The following is a 21828-nucleotide window of genomic DNA, read 5'->3' on the forward strand; positions in this document are numbered from 1 at the left end:
AGAGGGGATCGGCCATTCTGGATCCAGCCGTTGACCCCCCATGACCCCAACGCTCTCCGCCGCGGTGGAGGCCTTCGACCTGGTGGTGATCGGTGCTGGATCGGGGGGGCTGGCAGCCGCCAAACGCGCCGCCTCCCACGGCGCCCGGGTGGCCATCGTCGAAGGCGACCGGGTCGGCGGCACCTGCGTGATCCGCGGCTGTGTCCCCAAGAAACTGCTGGTCTACGGATCCACCTACCGGCACCTGCTCGAAGACGCCGCCAGCTACGGCTGGTCGATCGGCTCCCCCCACTGTGATCCGGCCCGCCTGCTGGCCCAGGTGCGCTCCGAGGTGGACCGGCTCAACCAACTGCATCTCGGTTTCCTCGACGCGGCGGGAGTGGAACTGGTGCGGGGCTGGGGGCGGTTCCTGGATCCCCATCACCTCCAGGTCACCACCACCGACCCGGCGCCGCCACGGGTCCTGCGGGGCGAGCGCCTGTTGATTGCCGTGGGCGGGCGGCCCCAGCGGCCCGATCTTCCCGGCGCCGAGCTGGCCTGGGTGAGCGACGACCTTTTCCTGCTCGAAACCCTGCCCGAGCGGGTGGTGATCGTGGGGGCGGGCTTCATCGCCTGCGAATTCGCCGGGATCCTCAACGGTCTCGGCGTGGGGGTCACCCAGCTGGTGCGCGGCGACCACCTGCTGCGGGGCTTCGACCGGGAGCTCTCCGAGACTGTCCGCGAAGCCATGGAAGCCGACGGAATCGAGATCCGCTTCTGCCACAGCCCAGCCGCGATCAGCGGCAAGGCCGGCGCACTGGTGCTGACCAGCCAAAGCGGCGATGCCCTGCCCTGCGGCGGTGTGCTGCTGGCAACGGGCCGCAAGCCCTGGCTCACCCCGCTCAACCTGGAGGCCGCCGGGGTGGCGATCGAGCAGGAGAGAATTCCGGTGGATGCCGATCAATGCACCAACATCCCCCACATCTACGCCGTGGGAGATGTCACCGATCGGATCAATCTCACCCCCGTCGCCGTGGATGAGGGGCGCGCCTTCGCCGATACGGTCTATGGCCAGCAGCCACGCCAGGTGGATCATGGCCTGATCGCCAGCGCCGTGTTCAGCCAGCCGGAGCTGGCCACGGTGGGGCTGAGCGAGGAGGCTGCGGTGGAACGGCTCGGCCGTGAAGCCATCCGCGTGCATCGCGCCCGCTTCCGGGCGATGAGCCAGGCCCTGCCGCAACGCGGTCCCCGTTGTCTGCTCAAGCTGGTGGTGGAGCAGGCCACCGGCAAGGTGCTGGGTTGTCACATGGTGGGGGACCATGCTGCCGAGATCATTCAGATGGCGGCGATCGCCATCGGCATGGGGGCCACCAAGGCCGATTTCGATCGCACCATGGCGCTGCACCCCACCGTGGCCGAGGAATTTGTGACCATGCCGGACAATCCTTGAGATCTCCTAAAGAGGGGAAAACCAAGAAAAAGCTGATCAAATGTTGACTAGGATTTGATGGTAAGGGCTCACATCCTGAGCCGGATCGGGATCTTCCTTGAAACCAGCGCTCCTCCTGATCGGCCTCGAAGCGGAGCCTCAATGCCAAATGCTTCCCTTTCTGGAGGCAGCTGGCTGGCTGGTTCATGGGCCCAGCGATGGGCTCCAGGCCCTGGACCTGGCCCGGGAGCGGCAGCCCTGCCTGATCCTGATTCAGTCGAGCCCAGCACCGATGCCCAACGGACTCGGAATCTGCCAGGACCTGCGGGCCGACCGACGGACCACCGCCATCCCCATCCTGATCGTCTCCACCCTCGGAGCCATGGCCGACCGCCTGGACGGCTTCCGGGCCGGGGCGGATGCCTACCTCCCCACCCCCTGCGATTTCGAGGAGCTCTTCGTACGACTCAAGGCCCTGCTGCCCGATCGCGGCGCGGGTCGCTCGATGCCCGGATCCACCGCCTGGGAAGGGACCTCGCTGGGGGAGTTGGCTGCCCGAAGCAAGAGCACCCGGTGACGAACGGAGCTCCGAGGCTCCTGCCCTTGCCGAGAAATTGGGCGCTCAGCAACGGTTCTACTGTGACGACGCTCAGACAAGCCTTGAGCCGCTCGCCTGAAGCCGCTGGTCAGGATCGAACACGGCGGCGATCGAACGGATCAACCAGCGGCCGGGTTCGGTCACCTCGAGCCGCTGGTCGGCCAGGCGCACCAGACCATCCCGCTCCATCGCCTCCAGGGCACGCCATTCGGGCTTGAACCTGATGCGGGCTGAAAGGGGAAGGCCCAGCTCGGGGTCAGCAAAGTCCACGGCGAAACGACACATCAACCGCTGGATGATGCGGCGGCGCAGCAGCACATCGGGATCGCGCACCACCAGCCCGCGCTCCACCGGCAGCTCGCCGGCTTCGAGGGCGGCCCCATAGGCCTTGAGGGTCCGCTGATTCTGGCTGAACAGGGCGGGGAACTGGCTGATCGCCGTGACGCCGATCGCCAGCAGATCCAGCTCACCACCGGTGGTGTAACCCTGGAAATTGCGGTGCAGCCGGCCTTCCCGGGCCGCCACCGCCAGGCTGTCTCCCGCCAGGGCGAAATGGTCCATGCCGATCGCGTCGTAGCCGTCGCCGGTGAAGGCGTTGTAGGCGGCCTGCAACATCTGCACCCGCTCCCGCTGGCTGGGCAGATCGTCGGCGGCGATCTTGCGCTGCAGGGGCAGCTGCTGGGGCAGGTAGGCGAAGCTGAACAGGGACACCCGATCGGGCCGCAGCTCCTCCACCAGGGCGATCGTGGTGGCAAAGCGCTCCGGGGTCTGCAGCGGCAGGCCGCAGATCAGATCCACGTTCACACTCTCGAAGCCCGCCTCCCGCATCCAGCCCATCGCCCGCTGCAGCTGGTCGGCCGGCACGATCCGGTTCACCGCCGCCTGCACCTCAGGGTCGGCGTCCTGGATGCCGAAGCTGATCCGGTTGAAGCCCAGCCGGCACAGCCCCAGCACCTCCTGGCGACTGAGAAACTCCGGGTTCACCTCGATCGAGGCTTCCAGATCGGGGGCCAGGTCGAAATGGCGCTCGATCAAGACCCAGAGCTCGGCCTGCTCCGCGATGCTCAGGTAGTTGGGGGTGCCGCCTCCCCAGTGCAGTTGGCCAAGGCGACGGCGCTGGCCGGAGGAGTGCCGGATCAGCTCCAGCTCCATGCCCAGGGCCCGAAGATAGGGTTCCACCACCTTCGATCCGGCCTGGGTGGTGATCCGGTTGCAGCCGCAGTACCAGCAGGCATGGCGGCAGAAGGGGAGGTGCACGTAGAGGGAGAGAGCCTCTGCGGAGGGCCGGGCCAGCTCGGCCGCCAGGTCGGCGGCACCCACAGCGGGGTGAAAACTGGCGGCGGTGGGGTAGCTGGTGTAGCGGGGGACGGGCTTGTCGTACTTGAGCAGCAGCTGCAGTGGATCAAGGCGCGCGGGTGCGGTGGCGGGCATGGAGACCGAAGATTGGGGGTGGACGAGCTGGGAGCTGGAGGGGATTCAGGGACTGGGGGATGTCAGGAGCCAGCCGGTGCGTCCAGTTCGCCCAGTTCTCCCAGCAGCCGCTGGGTATCGCCGAAGGCGAGCACGGCTTCATCGAGCAGCTCGGCCTCTTCCGCCTCACTTAGTTCAAGCTGCTCGAAGGCGTTGTGCAGGGCGGCCTTGAGCACGGGAATCGGCCGATCGAACGCCCAGAAGCGCACCGCCGGCAGTCCGTGGGCGGCCAGGATCGCGTTGGCCTGCTCCGCCAGCTGCTGGCCGCCGGAGAGGTCGCCGCCGTAGCGCACATAAACGTGGGCCAGGAAGCGATGCGGGGCCTGCTGGGCCAGGGTGCCGAGGTGCTCGAGCCAGATGGCCGCGGCGGCGGAGGGCGGCGTGGCCGGGGCCACCGCCAGGGCGGCCGTGTCGGCGGCCAGGCCAGCGCTGCGGGCCAGATCCGCCCAGGGGAGATCGGCGGCGCCGAGGGCGGCGGCCAGCTCGGGGCCCCGCTCTTCAATCAGGGCGTAGCCCGGCCCAAGGGCACGGATCAGGGCCGCCAGCTGCAGCGGGCTGGCCTGGCCATCGAGCAGGGAGCGCGAGAAGGCCATGCCTTCGGCGGCGTGGTGGGCGGCACCAATGCGGGCATGCAGGCGGCGCACCCGCGGGCCGAAACCCTTTCGGGCGTCCGTGTCGGCGGGGAGGGCATGGTCTGAGATCGGAGCGGGAAGGGGCGAGGGGAGCGTGGTGATCATGGCGAAGGCGACCGGAGGCGAAGGGACTCGAGTGGAATCAAGCATTTCAATGGTATCGCGCTACCGTTATTCCGTTGTTTCATCGTTGCGGTTTTGTTGCAACGTCCCTGCCCATGGCTTCCGCCCCCTTTGTCCCGTCCTCTGCGCCCCGCTGCCTGCATCTGCTGCTGGCAGCCTCGGGCCAGCTCAGCGCCGATGGCCAGCTGCGGGAACTGATCGCCGAGCGGCGTGATCGCCGCGGCACCGATGTGGAGCTCTGGTACTTGCCACCGGCGGCGCTCGCCCGGGTACTGCCGGATGGAGCACCGGGCCAGGAAGGGGTGGTGGCTGGAGATCCGGCGGTGATCACCTGGCTGCAGCTGCGTTTCGGGGGCATGGTGAGCATTGCCCTGCTGGATCCACAACGGCTCCATGCCCAGGCCGACGGCCTGCCCCCCCGGGCACCGCTGCCGGCGCTGGCGCTCTAAAGGCCGCCAGGCGGCGGGGGCGTCAGGGCCGCCGCACCGTTGTGTCCGGGACGACAGCCGGGACCCCTTGAGCCCTCGAAAGTTCTTTTCTCTGCTGGGATCAGCGAGCGGACCTCGTCGATCGCCACACCCCCCCTCTTTGCCCATCCCCTGAGCCCCAGAGCGTCACCCCATGACCATCAGCCCTCTCCTGGGCCCCCGCCATGGGGTTCTGATCAATCGGCTCCGCCGCTGTCTTGATGGCATCGGCCCGCGCCATGCCGCCGTGGCCCGCCTGCTGGTGCGGCTGATCCCCGCCCGCTGCCCCTTCGAGCGCGACGTGGTGATCGCCGGTCGCAAACTGCTGCACATCCCGCCGCTGTGCAGGATTAACCCTCTGTTCGACGAGCTGATGGCGCTCCGCTTCCGCGCCCTCTGCCGCCTGGAGGCCCGGCGGCCAATCTCCTAGCCCCGGTCGGCCTCATCGGCCAGCACCGTCGCCGTGATCGGCGCAGCATGGGCATCGGCCACCGGTAGATAGCAGCGGTAGGCGGCCACGGCGAAGCTTTCCACGATCAGGCACTGGATCACCAGCGCCCCAACCGGGTCTGCGGCGCTGAGCGCCTCATTGAAGAGCCCGTGCAGCGGCGCGAACAGCCGGCTCGCCAGGGGCAGATCGGGGCGAATGGCCAGCTGGCGGCCGCAGCCCACGAAATCCACGGCGTGGCCGCCTTCCATCGCCGCCAGGCGCCAAAGCTCGTCGCCATCTTCAGGCACCAATTTCGCCAGCTTTCGGAAGTGGCGGTCGGCCAGCCCCTCGCCCACGATCGCGAGGCCGTTGATCCGTGCGTAGGCGTCGCGGTAGGCGGGGGTGAGCTCAGGAACGGGCATGGGGACCTCAGGTGATGGAAACGGGAACAGGATTGGCAACAGCAGGAACCGGCTCCAGCCGCAACGGCTCGTTCATGGCGGCGCGGGCCGCCAGCCAGCGGTCTGAGGCGGGCATGGTCTGGCAGTCGTCGAACCAGGGGCCGCCGAGGGTGTAATGCAGGATCTTCGGGGCGGCCGGCAGCGGCTGCACCCCCACCAGCACGTTCCATTCCGGCGGCAGCGCGCCGATCTGCTCGTCCGCCAGCCAGTGGAACTGGTGCAGCTCCAGGCCCGAGGCGGTGTTGACGAACTCCGGCGTGAGCGCCGCGCAGCGCTCGCAGTTAAACAGCATCACCGACGACCAGTTCTTGCGGCCGTAGGGCGTCTGGGGCATGCCCTGGAACTTCAGACCCTCCTCGCAGGCGTGCTGGTGCTTGACCACCTGCACCGCAAAGCGGTCGTCGCGCAGGGCCCAGAGCTCGGCGAGATCCGCCAGGCACAGCATGTCGGCGTCGATGAACAGGGCCCAGCCCTCGTAGCCCGCCAACCAGGGCACCAGGAAGCGGCTGAAAGAGAAATCGGTGCTCTGGCGCGCATCGCGCTCCCGCTGGTACACGCCTGCCAGCTGATCGAGCCGCACCTGGCCGATCAGCAGCGGCAGGCTGGAGCGGGCCTGAAACGAATCGGCGAGCACGTTCACCGCCACCCGCTCCCGCGGGTCGTAGCCGACGAACACGCGTGGCATCTCAAGGCCATCGGGCGCGCTGCTCATCCGCCCTCCGCCGGCACCATGGGTTGGCAGAACTGGCGGAGCAGCAAAGCAGCGAAACGAAGCTTCAGCCCCAGCAGCCGCAGCAGCGAGGCTCCTTCCGCCTTGGCCGCCTGCCACTCCTGGAAGCAGGCCACCAGCCGGTCACGCAGCGCAAGGAAGTGGCTGTTCTCCAGGTTGAACACCCAGGGGAAGGCCCGGCGGGCGGTGCGGTTGGTGTTGCGCATCACTTCGGCGTCAAAGCGGTGGGGATCCATTCCCAGGATCCGGTAGAAATCCCCCCGCTCACACACGGTGAGGCTGTGGGTGAGAAACACCGACCAGAGGAAGAAGCGGCTGAGCAACTTGCCGCGCATACCCTGCTTCAGGGCGGGCCAGCAGCGAATCAGCAGATTGAAGATGTCGCCGTGGCGGTTCTCGTCCTGGCACCAGGGCTCGAAGAAATCGAACAGCGGCGCGAAGGCATTGTCGGGGTGGGCCTTGAGGTGCCGGTCGATGAGGATGTACCGCCAGTAGCCGATCTTCTCGGACAGAAACACCGAATACAGCACCCAGCTGAGCGGGAACCAGGTGATCGGCCGCTTCGTACTCAGTTTCGGCAGATCGAGCTCGATCCCTTCCGCCACCAGCGCCCGGTTGAGGAAACCTGCATGGCGGGCCTCATCACGGGCCATCAACTGGAACAGCCGACCCAGCTCCGTCCGGTCGGCCTGGAACAAACGGCGGGAGAGCTCCTTGAACAGCAGAAAACCGGAGAATTCCGACACACAGGAGCGCACCAGGTAACTCTCGTAGGCCGTCTTCTCCTCCAGGCTCAGGTCGCGGAGGCGATCGAGCGGGGCCTTGCGGTCGAAGTGGTCGCGGTTGTGGTCGGCCTCCATCTCGGCGAGCATCGCCTCGAAGGCCGGCCGTTGCGGCTCCAGATCGGTGCGGGCGGCCTTCTCGATTTCGGTGGTGTAAAAGCGGGGCGTCAGCAGGTCTTCCCGCAGGTGAGGCGCGGCGGTGGGAGCGGAGCCGGCATTGACGGCGGAGGTGGTGGTGACAGTCATCGGTGAACCTTCATGGAAGGGGTGGTGGCTGAAGCGGCACAGGCGTAGGCGATGGCATCGGCGCTGTGGCGGTGGTGATTGAACCAGGCCTGCAGGTCCATCAGCCACTGGAGCCGGGCTGTGTGGTGCTGGCCGTCCCGCTGCCAGTCCTCGGTGACGTCACGAGCCACCTGGCGATGGGAGGCCCCATGGCTGTCGCAGAGGCTTCCCCAGCGGGCCAGCCAGCGCTCCTCAAGCCGCAGATGCAGGATCAGCAGCCGCAGCAACCGGGCGCAGCTGGCCTGCTCAGTGGCGAATTCGGCGGGGCCGAGGTCCTTCTCGTGACGGCAATGGCATTCGATCGCCTGCGCCAGCAGGCCCTCAAGCCGGTCATGCTGCTGCTCCAGCAGGTTCCGTTGGTCGGGCCAACGCCGCGGCCAGGGAATGGCCGAGGCGCTTGGGTGCGGCGCAGGCGGCGTCAGGAGCAGGGCAGGCATGTCTCATCGACATAACGACAGTGTGATAGTACATGCATTGCATCACATGATCTCTTCTGGGCTTGGTCTTGTCAGCCTGGCCCCAGTCATGGCTTGAGGCTCGTGATCACCAAGCCACCGTGATACTGCGTTATCACGGTGGCTTGGTGCCAGGCTGGCGACGAAGGGGCTAAAGTCCGAACGTTGCTTCGTTGATTCCGTTCGCTCCGTGCCGATGGAGGCCCTCGCCGACTACTTCAAGGTCTTCTCCGAGCCCAACCGCTTGGCTGTTCTGGACGCCCTGCGCGGCGGCGCCCTCAACGTCACCGCCGTGGTGGAACGGACCGGCCTGAGCCAGGCGCTTGTCTCCAAGCACCTCAAGTTGCTCACGATCGCCGGGGTGGTGAGGCGGCGACCCGAGGGCAGCCTGGTGTTCTACGAGGTGATCGACAAGAACGTGTTCAGGCTGATCCAGCAGGCCGACAAGCTGCTGCTGGCTACCCGGCGCCAGCAGCTCGATGCCCTGGTTGCCATCCTCTGAGTGCCCCCGGTTTCTCTCGCCGAGCTGCGACAGGCCCTGGCGTCGGGAGAGCGTTCCTTTCCCGCGCTTTGGCTCCACGGGATCGATGGCGGTGATCTGGATCTGGCCGACTGCGACCTCAGCGGCAGCTCGTTCCAGGAATCCCGCTTCGGCCACGCCAACCTCAGCGGTGCCCTGCTGGCGGGCTGCCGCTTTCAGCGTTCCCTGATCTGGGGCGCGGATCTCTCCGGGGTGCGGGCCGCCGGTTCGTTCTGGCATGAGGCCGATCTCTCAGGCTGCCGGCTGCAGCAGGCCGACTTCCGTCGGGCGCTGCTGCACCGCTGCTGCCTGCGGGGCGTGGTGGCCGCCGGCAGCCACTGGCAGGAGGCCCGCCTGGTGGAAGCCGATTTCCGCTCCGGCCTCGACCAGCTCACTGACTTGGGCGGAGCCGATTTCAGCGGCGCCGATCTGAGCTTCGCCAGCCTCGGCGGCACCCAGATGCACGGGGCCCAGCTTCGCGGGGCCTGCCTCTACGGGGCCGACCTGCGCCAGGCCGATCTTCGCCAGGCCGACCTGCGTGGCTGCGACCTGCGCGACACCCAACTCGATGGGGCCGTGCTGGACGGGGCCTTGTTGGGAGGGGCCCGGCTCGATTCCGCTTAGCCCTCCCCTGCGGTGCTGATGGCGGCCACAATCTCCGGTGACAGCATCAGATCCCGATCCGGGGCGTCTTGTAGGGGGATGGAAATCCTCAGGGGAAGGGCGTTGCTGGGCCTGGGCACCAGGCCGGCAAGATCGAACTGAGCCGAGCCAGCGGGGATGGCCGCTTCCCCGGCGGGCACCTGCTCCTCGCTGCGATTGGCGAGTTGCCAGTGGGCTCCCGTGGTCCCTTGGACCTCCATCGGGCGTTGATGGTCCAGCCGCTGATCCAGGCCCAGGGCGTTGAGGCGCAGGCGCCAGCCTGGCTCAAAATCCGGGTCGGGCTGCTCGAACAGGCTGATTGCCCAGCGCTCACCGCTGGTGTCCGCCTGCGACCAGCGCTGGATTGGGGCTGCTGCCTGGGCCGGTGCCGGTGCCAACAGGGCAAGGCCGGAGAGGGTGAGCAGGGAGGCGAACAGGCCGGCCAGCACGCGGACCTGCCAACGACGATGGGCGGAGTCTTTTGCCATGGGATCGTGCAGCCAAAACTAAGGCAATACCACTCATAGCAACGCTCCGGCTTTATGCAGGTATTCCGGTATCGTTGTAGAGGGGAAGGAGGTAGTTCTGCCCCGGCTGAATGCTCCGCCGGGTCAACCCACCACCGAGCCCAACGTCCCATGCCCTCCTCACCATGACGACAACCACCGTCAGCCGTTCCCGGGGCAACCCATGGAACAGCTTCAAGGACTGGGTGACCAGCACCGACAACCGCCTCTACGTGGGCTGGTTCGGCGTGCTGATGATCCCCACCCTGCTGACCGCCACCGTCTGCTTCCTGATTGCCTTCGTGGGCGCTCCCCCCGTCGACATCGACGGCATCCGCGAGCCCGTCTCAGGCGGCCTGCTCTACGGCAACAACATCATCACCGCCGCGGTAGTGCCGAGCTCCAACGCCATCGGCCTGCACTTCTACCCGATCTGGGCTGCCTCCAGCCTCGATGAGTGGCTCTACAACGGCGGCCCCTACCAGCTGATCATCTTCCACTTCCTGATCGGCATCTTCTGCTGGATGGGCCGGGAGTGGGAACTGAGCTATCGCCTGGGGATGCGCCCCTGGATCGCCGTGGCCTATTCCGCTCCGGTGGCTGCCGCCACCGCCGTGCTGCTGGTCTATTCCGTGGGGCAGGGCTCCTTCTCCGACGGCATGCCGCTGGGGATCTCCGGCACCTTCAACTTCATGCTGGTGCTCCAGGCAGAGCACAACGTGCTGATGCACCCCTTCCACATGCTCGGGGTGGCCGGGGTGTTCGGTGGCGCCCTGTTCGCCGCCATGCACGGGTCGCTCGTCACCAGTTCGCTGGTGCGGGAGAGCACCGAAACCGAATCTCTCAACAGGGGCTACAAGTTCGGCCAAGAGGAAGAGACCTACAACATCGTGGCCGCCCACGGCTACTTCGGTCGTCTGATCTTCCAGTACGCCAGCTTCAACAACAGCCGCAGCCTTCACTTTCTGCTGGCCGCCTGGCCCGTGGTTGGTATCTGGTTCGCCTCCCTGGCGGTGGCCAGCTTCTCGTTCAACCTCAACGGACTGAATTTCAACCACTCGGTGATGGATCACCAGGGCCGGGTGATCAACACCTGGGCTGATGTGCTCAACCGCGGCGGCCTGGGCATCGAGGCGATGCACGAGCGCAACGTGCACAACTTCCCGCTCGATCTGGCGGCAGTTGAGCTGACTCCTGTGGCGCTCAGTGCGCCGGCGATCGGTTAGTGGGCCTTTGACTCCCATCCAGCCGCTTCAGCGTTGACGACGGCAACCCGCCGCCTGCCGCCCCAGGGGCCCGGAGTGATCCGGGCCCTTTCCCTTTCTTGAAGAACCAGGAACCTTCGCAAGCTTCATGACGTGCTCAGGCTGAGGCCCTCCAAGCGCCTGTTGCCGAAGGTGCCCTGAAGGCGGTTAGGTGCGCGGCCTCCAACACAAGAACCGGGCCGCTGAACTTCTGGAGAAACTGCTCAAAGATGAACGCAAGGTGTGCTCCAGGTGCAACCGCTCGCAGAGCCAGATCTTCAGCGAAACGCTCAGTCAAACTCTCAACGCATACCACAACCACGCCATCTTCACGATGCAGGTGATCGAGCTGATCAATCAGCCCAATGACCTCGATGCCGCAAGGAGAAGAAAAGCGTGACGATTGACCGGACTCTGCGCGAATGCGCCCGCGCCACTATCCCCACAATGGTGAAACGCATCCTCAGCACATCTGGCTCCCCGTCCGATCTGCAGAAAGAAGCTGTGAAAACCATTCTGGTCCAGGCGTCGATGTTCTTTGCAGAGTGGGTGGAGCTCCCTCAAGCCAGCCGCAACCCCTCGATTCCCTGCCAGGCCAGATAGGCCGCCAACGCCAGACTCAGACCACCCACCACAAGTTCGCCGTTGGCGTAAAGGGCATCCTTGCCCCGCTGCAGCAAGGGCAGAACCTGGCTGCGGCCCAGGGCCACCGCCAGGAAGGGCACCAACAACAGCAGGCTGGCCGCCAGGGTGAAGCCGCCTGCCAGCAGCAGCTCCTGGCTGCGGTTCAGGTCGGCGGCCAGCAGGGCGGAGGCCCCCTTGGCCAGCAGGAACAGGTCGTCGGGGCTGATCACCTCGATCGCCGAGCTGGCGCCGATCAGCAGGGGCAGGGGCAGGGCGCAGAACCGATCCAGCTGGCGGACCCAGCCGGCCGGTTCGCTGCGGGCCTCCTTGGTGGGCAGCAGATCCCGGATCCCCAGGGCCAGCAAGGCGCCAGCGCCCATCAGGTCCAGGCCGGTGCGGTGGCTGCTGCCCTGCTCCATGCTCAGCAGCAGACCATGGCCCACGGTCAGCAGCAGGGCCACCATCACGGCGATCGTCACCATCCAGCTCAGCACGAAGAGGCCGCCGCGCCGCAAGGGGTCGGGGCCGAGCAGGAGCAGCAGCAGCAGGCCGATGTGGATTGGGCTGAGGCTGATGCCGCTGCCGTAGGCGATCAGCTCGGTCCAGAGAATGGGGTCGCCCATCAGGCTGTCGCACCGGTCGGGGGCTTACCGGTCGGGGCCTGCCAGCTCGGGGCATTCCAGCGCAGGATGACGCGCCGCTCCCGCTCGTGGCCCAGCACGCTGACGGTGCCGGTGTTAAGGGCCAGCAGGCTGCCACTCCCGCCCCCCAGCCCCAGCCAGGTGGCGCCCAGGGCCCGCAGGATGTGGCCGTGGGCGAAAAGGGCCACCCGGTGCGGCCCCTCCGCCTCGCCAGAGATGGTCGCCGCGGACTGCAGCAGAGCCATCGCCTGCTCGATCACCCGCTGGCAGCGGTGCTCCACCTGCTGAACACTTTCGCCGCCCACACAACCATGGGTCCAGACGGTCCACCCCGGGACATCCTGGCGGATCTCCGGGGTGGTCAGGCCCTCATAGGCGCCGTAATCCCATTCCCGCAGGTCCTCGCAGAGGAGGGCGCCGGAAGCCAATCCCGCCAGTTCACAGGTGTGTCGAGCCCGTTGGAGCGGGCTGCAGAGTACCGCCGCGAAGGGGAGCGCCGTCAGCAGGGGCGCCAGGGCCCTCGCCTCCGCCTCCCCTTCCGGCAGGAGGGCCAGGTCGGTGTTGCCGGTGTGGCGGCCGTCGCGGGCCCAGGCGGTGGCGCCGTGGCGCAGCAACCAGAGTTCCGGGGCTGGATTCGTGGACGTCACGGTTCGAGGGGAGCGGTTACGGGTTGGATTGAACCATCAAACGGCGGCGGCGCCCGCCAGGGGGCGCGCCAAGGCGGCCGCATCGCGCAGGCGATGGCAGATCTGTGGACAGCCAGCCCAGTGCAGGTGCAGCCAGGTGGCATGCAGGGTCGGCCCGGCCCAGCCTTCCGGCCGGGTGGGCCAGCCCCAGCCTTCGAGCTGCCAGAGCGGTTCGCCGCACTCCAATCCGAACGGTTTCGGCTCCAGTGGTTCCAGTTCCCAGCGGTGAAACTCATGGCCGCAGAGGGCCTCCCCCCGGCGCACCACCAACCCGTCGGTCAGGGGCGAGGCCTGGCGGTAGCCCAGCTGTAGGGCACCCCGCCGCGCCGAGAAGGGCAGCAATCCCGCCATGGGATACGGCACCCCGCCGGGATCCACCAGCTGCTCTCCCAGCAGCAGCAGCCCGCCGCATTCGGCGTAGATCGGCAGGCCCGCGGCGGCGGCACGGCCCAGGTCCGCCAGGCTGCGGGCGCTGGCGGCCAGCCCGGCCGCATGCAATTCCGGGAAGCCCCCGGGCAGGATCACCCCCTGGCTGCCAGGAGGCAGCGGTTCATCGGCCAGGGGCTGCCAGGGCCGCACCACCACACCGAGACCCTCCAGCAACTCACTGGCCTCGGGGTAGCGGAAGTGGAAGGCCGCGTCGCTGGCGATCGCCAGGGTGACCGGCGCGGGCAGCCCCGCCGCTGCCCCCTGGACCGGCCTGGCCTGGCCCCGCTCCAGGCACCAACGGATCGGATCGGTGCTGCCGGCTGGCGGCGAAGCCGGTGGAGCCAGCAGCGGCAACAGCCGATCGAGGGCGAGATGGCGCTCGGCCAGGGCGGCCCACTCCCCCAGGCTGCGCTCAAGATCAGCGAGCTCGTGGGCAGGCAGTAGGCCCAGGTGCCGCGACGGCAGCTCCAGGCACGGGTGACGCGGCAGCATCCCCAGCAGCGGCATGGCGATGGCGGCCAAAGCTTCGCTGAGCAGGGCCTGATGCCGCTCGGTCCTCACCCCGTTCAAGACCACGCCGGCGAAGGCCAGGCCGGGTTGGTGATCCCGGAACCCCCGCACCAGGGCCGCCACCGAACCGGCCTGACGGCTGGCCTCCACCACCAGGACCACGGGCAGCTCGAGCAGCTGGGCCAGCTCGGCCGAGCTGCCCTCCAGGCCGGGCCCGCGGCCGTCAAACAGGCCCATCACCCCTTCCACCAGGCAGTGGTCGGCCCGCCCCCCCCACCATGGGAAGCTCCGCCCCACCCAGCCCTTTCCGCAGAGCAGGGTGTCCAGGTTGCGGCAGGGCTGGCCGCTGACCCGGCTCAGCAGCTGGGGGTCGAGGTAGTCCGGCCCCACCTTGAAGGTCTGGATCGTCTCGCCCCGCTGGCGCACCAGGGCCGCCAGGCAGAGGCTGAGCAGGGTCTTGCCGCTGCCGCTGCAGGGGGCCGCAATCAAACAGGCCATGGCGGCGCGCCCCTTGCGAACCCTTTCAGTGCGGCAGCAGCTTGGCCGCCACGGGGGCGGCGGCGGCAAGCAAGGGGTTGGTGGAATCGTGGCCGCCGCTGAGCAGGCGGGCCATCTCCATCTCCTCGCTCTCATTGGAGAGGCTCACCACTTCCTCGGCCAGCTCCATCGTGGCCACCCCCCCGGCCTCCAACCGCATGCAGCCGCCCGATTCGGAGCAGAGGATCACGCACAGGGGTTTCCGTCCTTCCGGGCAACAGATCAGCCGCAGCCCCACCAGGGCGCCGGGATGGCTCTTTGGAACTCCCACCGGCACCGACATCAGCCGGAACTGAACGATCTGGCCGTCATTGCGCTGGAACTCCGCGCCGATCCCGGCTTCGGTTCCGTTGGCCGGGATGCGGTAGCTGCTCAGCAGGTGCCAGCCGAGCCGGTCGGCGATCCAGGCCGCCAGCAGGAGTCCCTGCACCGGGTGATCACCTTCCACATCGATGTCCAGTTGAACCACATGGGTGAGGGCATCGCGCCGGCCGGGTGGATCGAACACCATCGCCAGGGATTCGGTCCAGGTGCGCTGGCGCAACCAGTTGAGGTCATTGACCGCCTGGCCGGCGGCGATCCGCTCCACCAGCACATCGAGGCAGCGGCGCGGATCGCCGATCGAGCTGTCCAGCACCAGCCGCCGCGACGGCAGGGCCAGGGCTTCAAGCAGGTTGGGGGACTCATCCAGGGAGCCGTTCCACCACACCCAGCAGGGCAGGTCGTCAGCCACCAGGGGGTTGACCATGCCGAGACCCTGCTCGATCGCGCCCTTGCCCCCCCGCAACACCACCACATCGCCGCAGGCCGGTGCACTGCCGCTGCGCTCCTCCGGCAGCGGGCAGTAGGCGGCCACCAGCGTTTCGAGGGGGTGGTCGTCGCGCAGGGTGGGGGCCAGGGTGATCAGCCGGCGCGGACGATGGGCGCTGATCGCCTGGTCCACGAACTGGCCGCGCAGATCCTCGGCGGTGTGGCTACCCGGTTGCTGCCCCAGGGCCCAGGCCAGCTCGGGGGCCATCGGGGACGTGCAGGGCGGCAGGCCGCAGTCGGCGGTGACCGCGCGGGCCACCTCGAAGAGCTGCTCATTGAGCAGGCCGCTGATCGGGCCGTCGATGTGGCCGGTGCGGATCAGCTGCTGCTGCAGCCAGGAAGGCTCCCACACCACCAGGGTGAAGGTGGAAGCACCGGTCGAAGCCTCCAGATCCTTCTCCCAGAGGCGATCCAGATAGCCGGACACCTCGTTGGGGGAGAGGGCGAGGGGAGCCTGAAGGGTGAGCTGGGGGGACATCGGGGCGGGCGCGGGATAGGTCGGCGGGCAGGGGTTCGAAGCGGAGCCGGGGAGCCGGGCCCTAGGGCCGGCGCCACATCAGGTCGTCGCTGGCCAGAAGGCTGTCGGAGGCGCCGGGCCCCCAGGTGCTGGCTTCATACGGATGGACCGGCAACTGCCAGGGGCTGTCCTCGATCAGCTCCAGCAACGGCGTGTACAGCCGCCAGGCGGCCTCCACCTCATCAGCCCGGGTGTAGAGGGTGGGGTCCCCCAGCATGGCGTCCGCCAGCAGGCGAACGTAGCCCTCATCCGACGGTTCCCCGAAGGATTCGTCGTAGGAGAAATGCATGTCCACGGGGCGGCTGCGCATGCCAGATCCCGGCGCCTTGACCTCGAACACAAAGCCCGCCCCCTCATCGGGCTGGATGCGCAGGATCAGCTGGTTGGCGGTGGGGCTGCCGCCGGCGGCATCGAAGAGGTGCACCGGCGCCTCACGAAAGGTGAGCACCACCTCGGAGAGCCGTTTGGGCAGCCGCTTGCCGGTGCGCAGGTAGAAGGGCACCCCCTGCCACCGCCAGTTGTCGATGAAAAGCTTCATCGCCACATAGGTTTCCGTGGTGCTGTTCGGGTTCACCCCTGGCTCCTCGCGGTAGCCCCGCAGGGGATCATTGGCGCTGCCGCCGGCCGCGTACTGGCCGCGCACGCAGCATTTCCACGGCTCGTCCTCATTGGCCAGCCGGGCCGCCTGCAGCACCTTGGCCTTCTCGTTGCGGATCGCTTCGGGATCGAAGCGGCCGGGCGCCTCCATCGTGGTGAGGGCCAGCATCTGGGTGAGGTGGTTCTGCACCATGTCCCGCAGGGCGCCGGAGCTCTCGTAGTAGCCGGCCCGCTCCTCCACCCCCACCGTTTCAGCGGCGGTGATCTGCACGCTGGAGATGAAGTTGCGGTTCCAGATCGGCTCGAAGATCGTGTTAGCGAAGCGCAGCACAAGAATGTTCTGGACCGTTTCCTTGCCCAGGTAGTGGTCGATCCGGAAGACCTGGTTCTCCTGGGCGCAGGCCTGGACGATCCGATTGAGCTGCTCGGCGCTGCCGTAATCGCGGCCGAAGGGCTTCTCGATCACCACCCGGCTGCGCTTTGGATCGCTCAGCAGGCCAGCGTCGGCCAGGGCGCGGCAGCCGCTGCCATAGAAATCCGGTGACACCGAGAGATAGAAGGTGCGGTTAGCCCGGGTGGCCCGCAACCGGTCGATGGCCTCCAGCCGATGGGCCAGCCGCACCAGGTGTTCGCTCTGCTGAAGATCGACCGGTTCGTAGAACAGCCCGCTGGCGAACTGCTCCCAGGCGGTGGGATGGTCGCGGATCACAGGCGCCAGGGCCGCCGCCATCTTGGCGCGGAACTCATCGTCGCTCCAGGGGCGGCGGGCGCAACCGAGGATCGCGAACTCGCTGGGCAGCCGCCGCTGGCGGAACAGCTCGAACAGGGCGGGGACCAGCTTCCGGTGGGTGAGATCCCCGCTGGCCCCGAAGATCACCAGGCACTGGGGCGAGATCACCCGTTCCTGGCGCAGCCCGACCCTCAGCGGATTCGTCAGGGTGGCGGTCATGGGACGAAGCAGCGATCGGGCTCAGCTAACCAGAGAAGCCGGGAACCCCCCGACTCCGGTGTGCGTGCTTCGGCTATGTGGTGGTTTCGGCAAAAAGTCGGCCCCGCCAATGGGGCTCAATAGGTTTCCACATGCCAGCGTTCCTCCTTCTTGAGCTGGGGACGCAGCACCGTCCAGTCCAGACCCTTCGCCGCGGCGGCCGTGGTCATCGCCTCGTCGATGCCGGGCTCCATCCCCCGCAGGCCACACATGTAGACGTGGGTCGCGGGATCTTCGATCAGGTTGAAGATCTCCTCACCGTGTTCGGCGACCCGGTCCTGGATGTACATCCGTCCGCCGCTTGGGTTTTTTTCTTCGCGGCTGATCGCCTTGGTGTAGCGGAAGTTGTCGGGGTACTCGGCGAGGTAGCTCTGGAAGTCGTCTTCGTAGAGCAGGTTGGCCGTGGTGGGCACTCCCATGATCAGCCAGGCCTTGCCCCGGAAGGCGTAGTCGGGGTTCTTGGCCCGCTCGCCCGGGTCGAACATGCGCCGCAGGTAGGCCCGCATCGGGGCGATGCCGGTGCCGGTGGCCAGCATGATCACGTTGGCCTCTTGATCGGTGGGCAGGAGCATCTCTTTGCCCACCGGTCCGGTGATCTTCACCTTGGCGCCGGGCTCGATGTCGCAGAGGAAGGTGGAGCACACGCCGAAGATGGTGTCGCCATCTTTCTCGTACTGAAGCTGGCGGACGCACAGGGAGACGGTCTTGTCCTCGAGATTGTCGCCGTGCCGGGTGCTGGCGATCGAATAGAGCCGCAGCTTGTTGGGCTTGCCGTTGGCATCGACCCCATCGGGAATGATGCCGATGCTCTGGCCTTCCACGTAGTGGAGGTTGCCTTCCGAAAGGTCGAAGGTGATGTGGTTCACCCGGCCGATCGCTCCGTCCGCCAGCAGGGAGTAGTTCCCCAGCACCGTGCCGACGTAGGGATCCTTTGGCTTGTAGAGGTTGACGGGCGGAGCCGCGTGGCTGGGGGCGCTGGTCATGGCAGGGGCTGGGTTGGCGGGGGGTGCCGGGGTGGGGTCCGCCGAAGCGGATGGCACCGCGGATCCGGAGTCATCGATCGGGGTGACGGAGATGATCCGGCCGCCCTGCTGGTTGATCATGCGCAGGGTGGCCTGCATCTGGGTAAGGGAGAGGGTGAAGCGCCGCTCAGCGGAGCGCTCGCCGGGGGCACGCAGACCCTGAACCACCAGGGTGAACATGCGGGCATCGCTCTGGCGAAGCGCCGCGGTTGAGGTGCGCATCGGCCACGAATCCCGAAAATGCGTTGTGATCATAGGGAAGGCCCTTCGCCTGAACTGCCGCAAAGACACCCAGGGAGGGCCTGAAGAGCAGGGTTAGGTTGGGATGCTGACATCGGGGTGTCGTGGCCCTCACCCTGCTTTCCCTGAATCCTGCGGTTCCCCATTTGGCGCACCCTTCAGCCCTTGACATCGCTCCGCATGCAGGCGTCGCCCAGGGGCTTGAGGCCTGTGCCCTCGACACGATTCAGCAGGACATGGAGCGGCTGCCCCAGGGGGCGCGTCGGCTCGCCGTTCAGTTGCGCCTGGAGCTGGACCACGATCTGATCTGGACGGTGATCACGGATTACGAAAATCTCAGCTGTTTCATCCCCAACCTCGCCTCCTCGCGCCTGCTCTGGCGCCGCGGCAGGCAGGTGGGACTCGAGCAGGTGGGGTGTCAGCAGTTCTGCGGGCTTCGCTTCAGTGCCCGCGTCGAACTGGAGCTGGTGGAGCAGCGGGAGGACGGGGTTCTGCGCTTCCGGATGACCCAGGGGGATTTCCGTCGCTTCGAGGGGGCCTGGACGGTCAGCCGGGATCCGATGGGGGCACGGCTGCTCTACGAGCTCACCGTGCAGGGACGGCCCGGCATGCCGATCGGCCTGATCGAGCAACGCCTCCGCGAGGATCTCGCCGCCAACTTGCGTGCCGTGCAGCAGGAAGCGCTGCAGCGCTTCAGCAGGCAACGAGCCGATCGGACGGAGGCCGGATGAGTGAAACTTCGGATCCAGGCTCAACCCACGGGATCCAGCCCTGGATTCAAGGAGCAACGAAGATTGAATCGACCAAATAACAATCTCCAGCCGGTTTCATGCCATGGAGCAGGATTAACTGAGCGGGGCTTCAAGCAAACAAGACCTGGCAGAAGATTCAGGACAAGTGATTGAAGCGAAGCCTTCTGATGAACGATCCATCAACAACCTTGAACGCAGGAGAGCTTCATCATTTGCATACCCCCAAGGGGATTCGAACCCCTGTCGCCTCCGTGAAAGGGAGGTGTCCTAGGCCTCTAGACGATGGGGGCGAGGCCACGGGGCACAGCGTTGGAAGCCAGGCGAACCGATAGGTGGAAGCTACGGTTCAGAGAGGCCCTTCGTCAAGGAGGGTTCTGGCCCGGCGCATGCTGGCCGCTCCACATCGGCACGGTGAAATGGAAGCAGGCCCCCTCGCCGGGCTGCGACACCACCCAGATCCTGCCACCGTGGACCTCGGCAATCCGGCGGCACACCGATAGGCCAACCCCGAACCCCGATGTGGTGCCGGAGGTCTGGGGAAGCCGAACGGAATCCAGAAAGATTCGCTCCTGTTCAGCCCTGGGGATGCCCGGGCCGCTATCGCAGACGCTCACCTGAACCCATTGGGCGGTGCGGTGCAGCATCGAGAGCTCCACCCGGCCGCCATCGGGGGTGAACTTCAGGGCATTTTCCAACAGGTTGAGCATCACCTGGTGCATGCGCCGGTGATCAGCGAACACATTCGGCAGATCAGCGGGAATGTCGGCCAGAATCTCCAGATCCCTGCCCAGCCAGAGTTTCTCCAGCTCCAGCAGCGCCTCGGCCGCCACCGAGCCCAGGTCGAGCCGCTGGGGGTTGAACAGGGCCTCCCAACGCGTCGTTCCCACCTCGAGCAGGTCCTGGGAGAGATGCTCGATGTCGCCGAGGCGGCGGTCGAGCACATCGCGGCAGCGGTTGGCGCCGATATGACCCAGCTGCAGGCTCTGGAGGGCGAGCTTGGCCGCCGTCAGGGGGGTGCGCAACTCATGGGCCACCATCCGCAGCAAACGCTCCTGAACCCCCAGGCGCTCGATCAGGGTGTCGTTTTCCTGGCGCAGCACCAGCAACTGGTCTTCGAGCTGGAGCTCCCGCTGGCTGCGGCTGCCATCACTTTCCGCCGGCCGCAGGCTCATGCCCAGGCCACTGACCACCTCCAGCTGCTGCCAACGCGGCAACCAGCCCTTCAGCTGCTCCAGGATCGTGGTGCCGGCGAAAACCTGTCTCGGGTCCGGCAGCAGCTTGACCAGGGCGGGGGTGGCCACCAGGCGATAGAGCTCCAGCAGTTCGGGGCGTTGGGCCGGATCAGCGACCTGGAGGCTCACCTCGAAGCCGTAATCGGAGCTTTCGAGGAACCGGAACACCGCCTGCAGGTCGGGAGAAGCCAGATGGTGAGGTGCCGCCACCACCAGGAGGGACAGAACCCGCCTGGGGGAGGGGAGGGCGACCTCCGGGGCAGTGCTGGTGAGGCTGGACTCCCCCTTGGCGGGCACCCTGTCACGAAACCGAAACGTGGCAACCAGACTATGGGAAGGGACGGCTGAAGCAGCCTGGCCCGATTGATGATCGGCCAGCGATGGTTCAGCATGGGGCCTGATGAATCCGTTCCCCCTTGCGCCTCCTGCCCCGCTGGAGCCACCGCCTGCTGGTGGCATCCCTGTTGATCGTTCCGTTCTCCCTGTTGGCTGCCGAGGCCCAGGCCGCCCCGGCCACGGAGGCCGAGATGTCCCTCTACACCCGCATTGCGGCCGTCAACGTCTGCATTGCCCGCGGTGCGTCCGTGGAGTTCGACAAAGCCGTGGGGATCGCCGGTGAGACCATCGCCCAGGTGATTCAGGGTGTCCATGGTGGCTTGATCAAGCAGGTGGGCACCAAGCCACTCACGATTGAGGAACTGCGGCGCGGGTCGGTTAACTCGGCGGTGATCGGCGCCGTTGAGATCTGCCCGAAGCAGGTTCCCCCCGATGTGGTGAAGAAGGTGGAGGACGCCATCAAGAAGCAGGGAGGCGCTACCAAGCCTCCGGCGAAGTAACCCAGCCCGCCCGCTTCAGCGCGAGCCCGGAGTCGCATTCAGACGCAAACGAGGGCCTGCCTGGTTGCGGCTTGTTCAGATCTGGCGGCTTTGCTGATGGCATCCCTTAGGGGATGTCCATCGCCACTGTCGCCATGCTGTTCGCCCATTCGCTCCGTCCCCAATCCCCGGCAACCCTGGCCGCCGGCCTGGTGGGTTTGGCCATCGCCATCCCCGCTGCCGCCATGGCCCAGCCTTACTACGGTTCCAGCCCCATCCCGGTTCAAGTGCAGACCATGGAACAGCAGGTTGTGGGATATCGCCAGGTGCCCGTTTACGGCCAGGTGCCTGTCGTTCGGACCCAGTACGTTCAGCCTCCCGCCTACCAGGACTTCCCGAACCAGCCCATCGCCACCCCCCGCTACCAGCCAGCCCCCAGCACCTGGGAGGAGGCCCAGGCCCTGCAGCGCCGCTGCTCGATCGGTCGCCTGGTCGGCGGGGTCATGGGCGGTGGCATCGGCTACGCCGCCTCCCGCCAGGACGGCCGCAGCTGGGCCGTTCCGCTCGGAGCCTTGCTCGGCTCCCAGGTGGGCTGCAATGCCGGCCAGGGCCGCGACCCCCTGCCCTGGTGACGCGCTGGGGGGCCAGGATCAGGCACCCGCTCCCCCCTGGCCC

24 protein-coding genes, 1 tRNA gene and 1 pseudogene are annotated in these 21828 nt (G+C 67.2%); 11 read left to right on the top strand and 15 right to left on the bottom strand.

What is annotated here, in order from left to right; all coding sequences use genetic code 11:
• Window positions 1-40 precede the first annotated feature (40 nt).
• Window positions 41-1429 (top strand): glutathione-disulfide reductase, encoded by a 1389-nt coding sequence (gene gorA, locus KBY66_RS10790; RefSeq protein WP_255089456.1) that lies wholly within the window; start codon window positions 41-43, stop codon window positions 1427-1429.
• Window positions 1430-1526: 97 nt separating this feature from the next.
• Complete coding sequence (locus tag KBY66_RS10795) at window positions 1527-1985, top strand: response regulator transcription factor (RefSeq protein WP_255089457.1); 459 nt, start codon at window positions 1527-1529, stop codon at window positions 1983-1985.
• A 72-nt stretch (window positions 1986-2057) separates the two neighbouring features.
• Here the strand turns inward: KBY66_RS10795 and hemN are convergent, their stop codons facing one another.
• A complete protein-coding gene (gene hemN, locus KBY66_RS10800; RefSeq protein ID WP_255089458.1) occupies window positions 2058-3437 on the bottom strand; it encodes an oxygen-independent coproporphyrinogen III oxidase in 1380 nt (459 codons plus the stop codon).
• Between the two features lie 62 nt (window positions 3438-3499).
• Window positions 3500-4213, bottom strand: a complete 714-nt coding sequence (locus KBY66_RS10805) for a biliverdin-producing heme oxygenase (protein WP_255089460.1) — start codon at window positions 4211-4213, stop codon at window positions 3500-3502.
• A 113-nt stretch (window positions 4214-4326) separates the two neighbouring features.
• On the opposite strand from KBY66_RS10805, the gene KBY66_RS10810 reads away from it, so the two are divergent.
• On the top strand, window positions 4327-4680 hold the full coding sequence (locus tag KBY66_RS10810; RefSeq protein ID WP_255089462.1) for a hypothetical protein: 354 nt from the start codon (window positions 4327-4329) through the stop codon (window positions 4678-4680).
• A 172-nt stretch (window positions 4681-4852) separates the two neighbouring features.
• Window positions 4853-5128 carry a Mo-dependent nitrogenase C-terminal domain-containing protein gene (locus KBY66_RS10815; RefSeq protein ID WP_255089463.1) on the top strand — a complete coding sequence of 92 codons (276 nt, stop codon included), beginning with the start codon at window positions 4853-4855 and terminating at the stop codon, window positions 5126-5128.
• Here the strand turns inward: KBY66_RS10815 and KBY66_RS10820 are convergent.
• Genes KBY66_RS10820 through KBY66_RS10835 form a run of 4 tightly spaced genes read right to left on the bottom strand, consistent with a single transcriptional unit; the run spans window position 5125 to window position 7823 of the window.
• On the bottom strand, window positions 5125-5550 hold the full coding sequence (locus KBY66_RS10820) for a long-chain fatty aldehyde decarbonylase (protein WP_255089464.1): 426 nt from the start codon (window positions 5548-5550) through the stop codon (window positions 5125-5127). The genes KBY66_RS10815 and KBY66_RS10820 overlap by 4 nt on opposite strands.
• Window positions 5551-5557: 7 nt before the next feature.
• On the bottom strand, window positions 5558-6301 hold the full coding sequence (locus KBY66_RS10825; protein WP_255089465.1) for a hypothetical protein: 744 nt from the start codon (window positions 6299-6301) through the stop codon (window positions 5558-5560).
• Window positions 6298-7347 carry a magnesium-protoporphyrin IX monomethyl ester (oxidative) cyclase gene (gene acsF / locus KBY66_RS10830; protein ID WP_255089466.1) on the bottom strand — a complete coding sequence of 350 codons (1050 nt, stop codon included), beginning with the start codon at window positions 7345-7347 and terminating at the stop codon, window positions 6298-6300. The genes KBY66_RS10825 and acsF overlap by 4 nt, the downstream gene beginning before the upstream one ends.
• Complete coding sequence (locus KBY66_RS10835; protein ID WP_255089467.1) at window positions 7344-7823, bottom strand: hypothetical protein; 480 nt, start codon at window positions 7821-7823, stop codon at window positions 7344-7346. Before KBY66_RS10835 ends, acsF begins: the two co-directional genes overlap by 4 nt.
• A gap of 214 nt (window positions 7824-8037) precedes the next feature.
• Between KBY66_RS10835 and KBY66_RS10840 the strand changes: the two genes are divergently transcribed.
• Both KBY66_RS10840 and KBY66_RS10845 read left to right on the top strand, forming a co-directional pair.
• Window positions 8038-8343, top strand: coding sequence for an ArsR/SmtB family transcription factor (locus KBY66_RS10840; RefSeq protein ID WP_255089469.1), 306 nt, complete (start codon window positions 8038-8040; stop codon window positions 8341-8343).
• Entirely contained in the window at window positions 8344-8985 is a 642-nt protein-coding gene (locus KBY66_RS10845) for a pentapeptide repeat-containing protein (protein ID WP_255089470.1), read from the top strand.
• Here KBY66_RS10845 and KBY66_RS10850 read toward each other — a convergent pair.
• Window positions 8982-9491 carry a DUF3122 domain-containing protein gene (locus KBY66_RS10850; protein ID WP_255089471.1) on the bottom strand — a complete coding sequence of 170 codons (510 nt, stop codon included), beginning with the start codon at window positions 9489-9491 and terminating at the stop codon, window positions 8982-8984. The two genes, KBY66_RS10845 and KBY66_RS10850, sit on opposite strands and share 4 nt — an antisense overlap.
• Window positions 9492-9655: 164 nt before the next feature.
• On the opposite strand from KBY66_RS10850, the gene psbA reads away from it, so the two are divergent.
• Both psbA and KBY66_RS10860 read left to right on the top strand, forming a co-directional pair.
• Window positions 9656-10735, top strand: coding sequence for a photosystem II q(b) protein (gene psbA, locus KBY66_RS10855; RefSeq protein ID WP_255089472.1), 1080 nt, complete (start codon window positions 9656-9658; stop codon window positions 10733-10735).
• A 190-nt stretch (window positions 10736-10925) separates the two neighbouring features.
• Window positions 10926-11356 (top strand): annotated as a pseudogene (locus KBY66_RS10860) (type I restriction enzyme endonuclease domain-containing protein).
• On the opposite strand, the gene KBY66_RS10865 reads toward KBY66_RS10860, so the two are convergent.
• The 6 genes from KBY66_RS10865 to KBY66_RS10890 form a co-directional block, all read right to left on the bottom strand.
• The gene (locus KBY66_RS10865) at window positions 11314-12000 is read right to left on the bottom strand and encodes a GAP family protein (RefSeq protein WP_255089474.1); all 687 of its coding nucleotides are present in this window, start codon (window positions 11998-12000) and stop codon (window positions 11314-11316) included. The pseudogene KBY66_RS10860 and the gene KBY66_RS10865 sit on opposite strands and share 43 nt — an antisense overlap.
• Window positions 12000-12665, bottom strand: coding sequence for a histidine phosphatase family protein (locus KBY66_RS10870; protein ID WP_255089476.1), 666 nt, complete (start codon window positions 12663-12665; stop codon window positions 12000-12002). The genes KBY66_RS10865 and KBY66_RS10870 overlap by 1 nt, the downstream gene beginning before the upstream one ends.
• 36 nt (window positions 12666-12701) lie before the next feature.
• Window positions 12702-14141, bottom strand: coding sequence for a cobyrinate a,c-diamide synthase (locus tag KBY66_RS10875; RefSeq protein ID WP_255089477.1), 1440 nt, complete (start codon window positions 14139-14141; stop codon window positions 12702-12704).
• Window positions 14142-14166: 25 nt separating this feature from the next.
• Window positions 14167-15468: a glucose-6-phosphate dehydrogenase assembly protein OpcA gene (locus KBY66_RS10880; protein ID WP_255089478.1), complete on the bottom strand. Its 1302-nt coding sequence runs from the start codon at window positions 15466-15468 to the stop codon at window positions 14167-14169.
• A gap of 61 nt (window positions 15469-15529) precedes the next feature.
• A complete protein-coding gene (gene zwf, locus KBY66_RS10885; RefSeq protein ID WP_255089480.1) occupies window positions 15530-17053 on the bottom strand; it encodes a glucose-6-phosphate dehydrogenase in 1524 nt (507 codons plus the stop codon).
• A gap of 116 nt (window positions 17054-17169) precedes the next feature.
• Complete coding sequence (locus KBY66_RS10890) at window positions 17170-18336, bottom strand: phycobilisome linker polypeptide (RefSeq protein WP_255089481.1); 1167 nt, start codon at window positions 18334-18336, stop codon at window positions 17170-17172.
• Window positions 18337-18590: 254 nt separating this feature from the next.
• Between KBY66_RS10890 and KBY66_RS10895 the strand changes: the two genes are divergently transcribed.
• Entirely contained in the window at window positions 18591-19085 is a 495-nt protein-coding gene (locus KBY66_RS10895; protein WP_255089505.1) for an SRPBCC family protein, read from the top strand.
• Window positions 19086-19323: 238 nt separating this feature from the next.
• Here the strand turns inward: KBY66_RS10895 and KBY66_RS10900 are convergent.
• Together KBY66_RS10900 and KBY66_RS10905 are read right to left on the bottom strand one after the other, a co-directional pair.
• Window positions 19324-19396 (bottom strand) — tRNA-Glu (locus KBY66_RS10900).
• A 72-nt stretch (window positions 19397-19468) separates the two neighbouring features.
• Window positions 19469-20635, bottom strand: coding sequence for a histidine kinase (locus KBY66_RS10905; protein ID WP_255089482.1), 1167 nt, complete (start codon window positions 20633-20635; stop codon window positions 19469-19471).
• A gap of 119 nt (window positions 20636-20754) precedes the next feature.
• Between KBY66_RS10905 and KBY66_RS10910 the strand changes: the two genes are divergently transcribed.
• The gene (locus KBY66_RS10910; protein WP_255089483.1) at window positions 20755-21174 is read left to right on the top strand and encodes a cAMP phosphodiesterase; all 420 of its coding nucleotides are present in this window, start codon (window positions 20755-20757) and stop codon (window positions 21172-21174) included.
• A 113-nt stretch (window positions 21175-21287) separates the two neighbouring features.
• Window positions 21288-21785 carry a hypothetical protein gene (locus tag KBY66_RS10915; RefSeq protein WP_255089484.1) on the top strand — a complete coding sequence of 166 codons (498 nt, stop codon included), beginning with the start codon at window positions 21288-21290 and terminating at the stop codon, window positions 21783-21785.
• Window positions 21786-21828: the final 43 nt, after the last annotated feature.

This window comes from Synechococcus sp. Tobar12-5m-g (assembly GCF_024345415.1).
Classification (GTDB): domain Bacteria; phylum Cyanobacteriota; class Cyanobacteriia; order PCC-6307; family Cyanobiaceae; genus Regnicoccus.

What these genes read in the sequence shown, in the direction of transcription:
- gorA (WP_255089456.1), top strand. Translation starts at nt 41, where the DNA reads ATGACCCCAACGCTCTCCGCCGCGGTGGAGGCCTTCGACCTGGTGGTG.
- hemN (WP_255089458.1), bottom strand. Translation starts at nt 3,437, where the DNA reads ATGCCCGCCACCGCACCCGCGCGCCTTGATCCACTGCAGCTGCTGCTC.
- KBY66_RS10805 (WP_255089460.1), bottom strand. Translation starts at nt 4,213, where the DNA reads ATGATCACCACGCTCCCCTCGCCCCTTCCCGCTCCGATCTCAGACCAT.
- KBY66_RS10810 (WP_255089462.1), top strand. Translation starts at nt 4,327, where the DNA reads ATGGCTTCCGCCCCCTTTGTCCCGTCCTCTGCGCCCCGCTGCCTGCAT.
- KBY66_RS10815 (WP_255089463.1), top strand. Translation starts at nt 4,853, where the DNA reads ATGACCATCAGCCCTCTCCTGGGCCCCCGCCATGGGGTTCTGATCAAT.
- KBY66_RS10820 (WP_255089464.1), bottom strand. Translation starts at nt 5,550, where the DNA reads ATGCCCGTTCCTGAGCTCACCCCCGCCTACCGCGACGCCTACGCACGG.
- KBY66_RS10825 (WP_255089465.1), bottom strand. Translation starts at nt 6,301, where the DNA reads ATGAGCAGCGCGCCCGATGGCCTTGAGATGCCACGCGTGTTCGTCGGC.
- acsF (WP_255089466.1), bottom strand. Translation starts at nt 7,347, where the DNA reads ATGACTGTCACCACCACCTCCGCCGTCAATGCCGGCTCCGCTCCCACC.
- KBY66_RS10835 (WP_255089467.1), bottom strand. Translation starts at nt 7,823, where the DNA reads ATGCCTGCCCTGCTCCTGACGCCGCCTGCGCCGCACCCAAGCGCCTCG.
- KBY66_RS10840 (WP_255089469.1), top strand. Translation starts at nt 8,038, where the DNA reads ATGGAGGCCCTCGCCGACTACTTCAAGGTCTTCTCCGAGCCCAACCGC.
- KBY66_RS10850 (WP_255089471.1), bottom strand. Translation starts at nt 9,491, where the DNA reads ATGGCAAAAGACTCCGCCCATCGTCGTTGGCAGGTCCGCGTGCTGGCC.
- psbA (WP_255089472.1), top strand. Translation starts at nt 9,656, where the DNA reads ATGACGACAACCACCGTCAGCCGTTCCCGGGGCAACCCATGGAACAGC.
- KBY66_RS10865 (WP_255089474.1), bottom strand. Translation starts at nt 12,000, where the DNA reads ATGGGCGACCCCATTCTCTGGACCGAGCTGATCGCCTACGGCAGCGGC.
- KBY66_RS10875 (WP_255089477.1), bottom strand. Translation starts at nt 14,141, where the DNA reads ATGGCCTGTTTGATTGCGGCCCCCTGCAGCGGCAGCGGCAAGACCCTG.
- KBY66_RS10880 (WP_255089478.1), bottom strand. Translation starts at nt 15,468, where the DNA reads ATGTCCCCCCAGCTCACCCTTCAGGCTCCCCTCGCCCTCTCCCCCAAC.
- zwf (WP_255089480.1), bottom strand. Translation starts at nt 17,053, where the DNA reads ATGACCGCCACCCTGACGAATCCGCTGAGGGTCGGGCTGCGCCAGGAA.
- KBY66_RS10890 (WP_255089481.1), bottom strand. Translation starts at nt 18,336, where the DNA reads ATGCGCACCTCAACCGCGGCGCTTCGCCAGAGCGATGCCCGCATGTTC.
- KBY66_RS10895 (WP_255089505.1), top strand. Translation starts at nt 18,591, where the DNA reads ATGGAGCGGCTGCCCCAGGGGGCGCGTCGGCTCGCCGTTCAGTTGCGC.
- KBY66_RS10915 (WP_255089484.1), top strand. Translation starts at nt 21,288, where the DNA reads ATGTCCATCGCCACTGTCGCCATGCTGTTCGCCCATTCGCTCCGTCCC.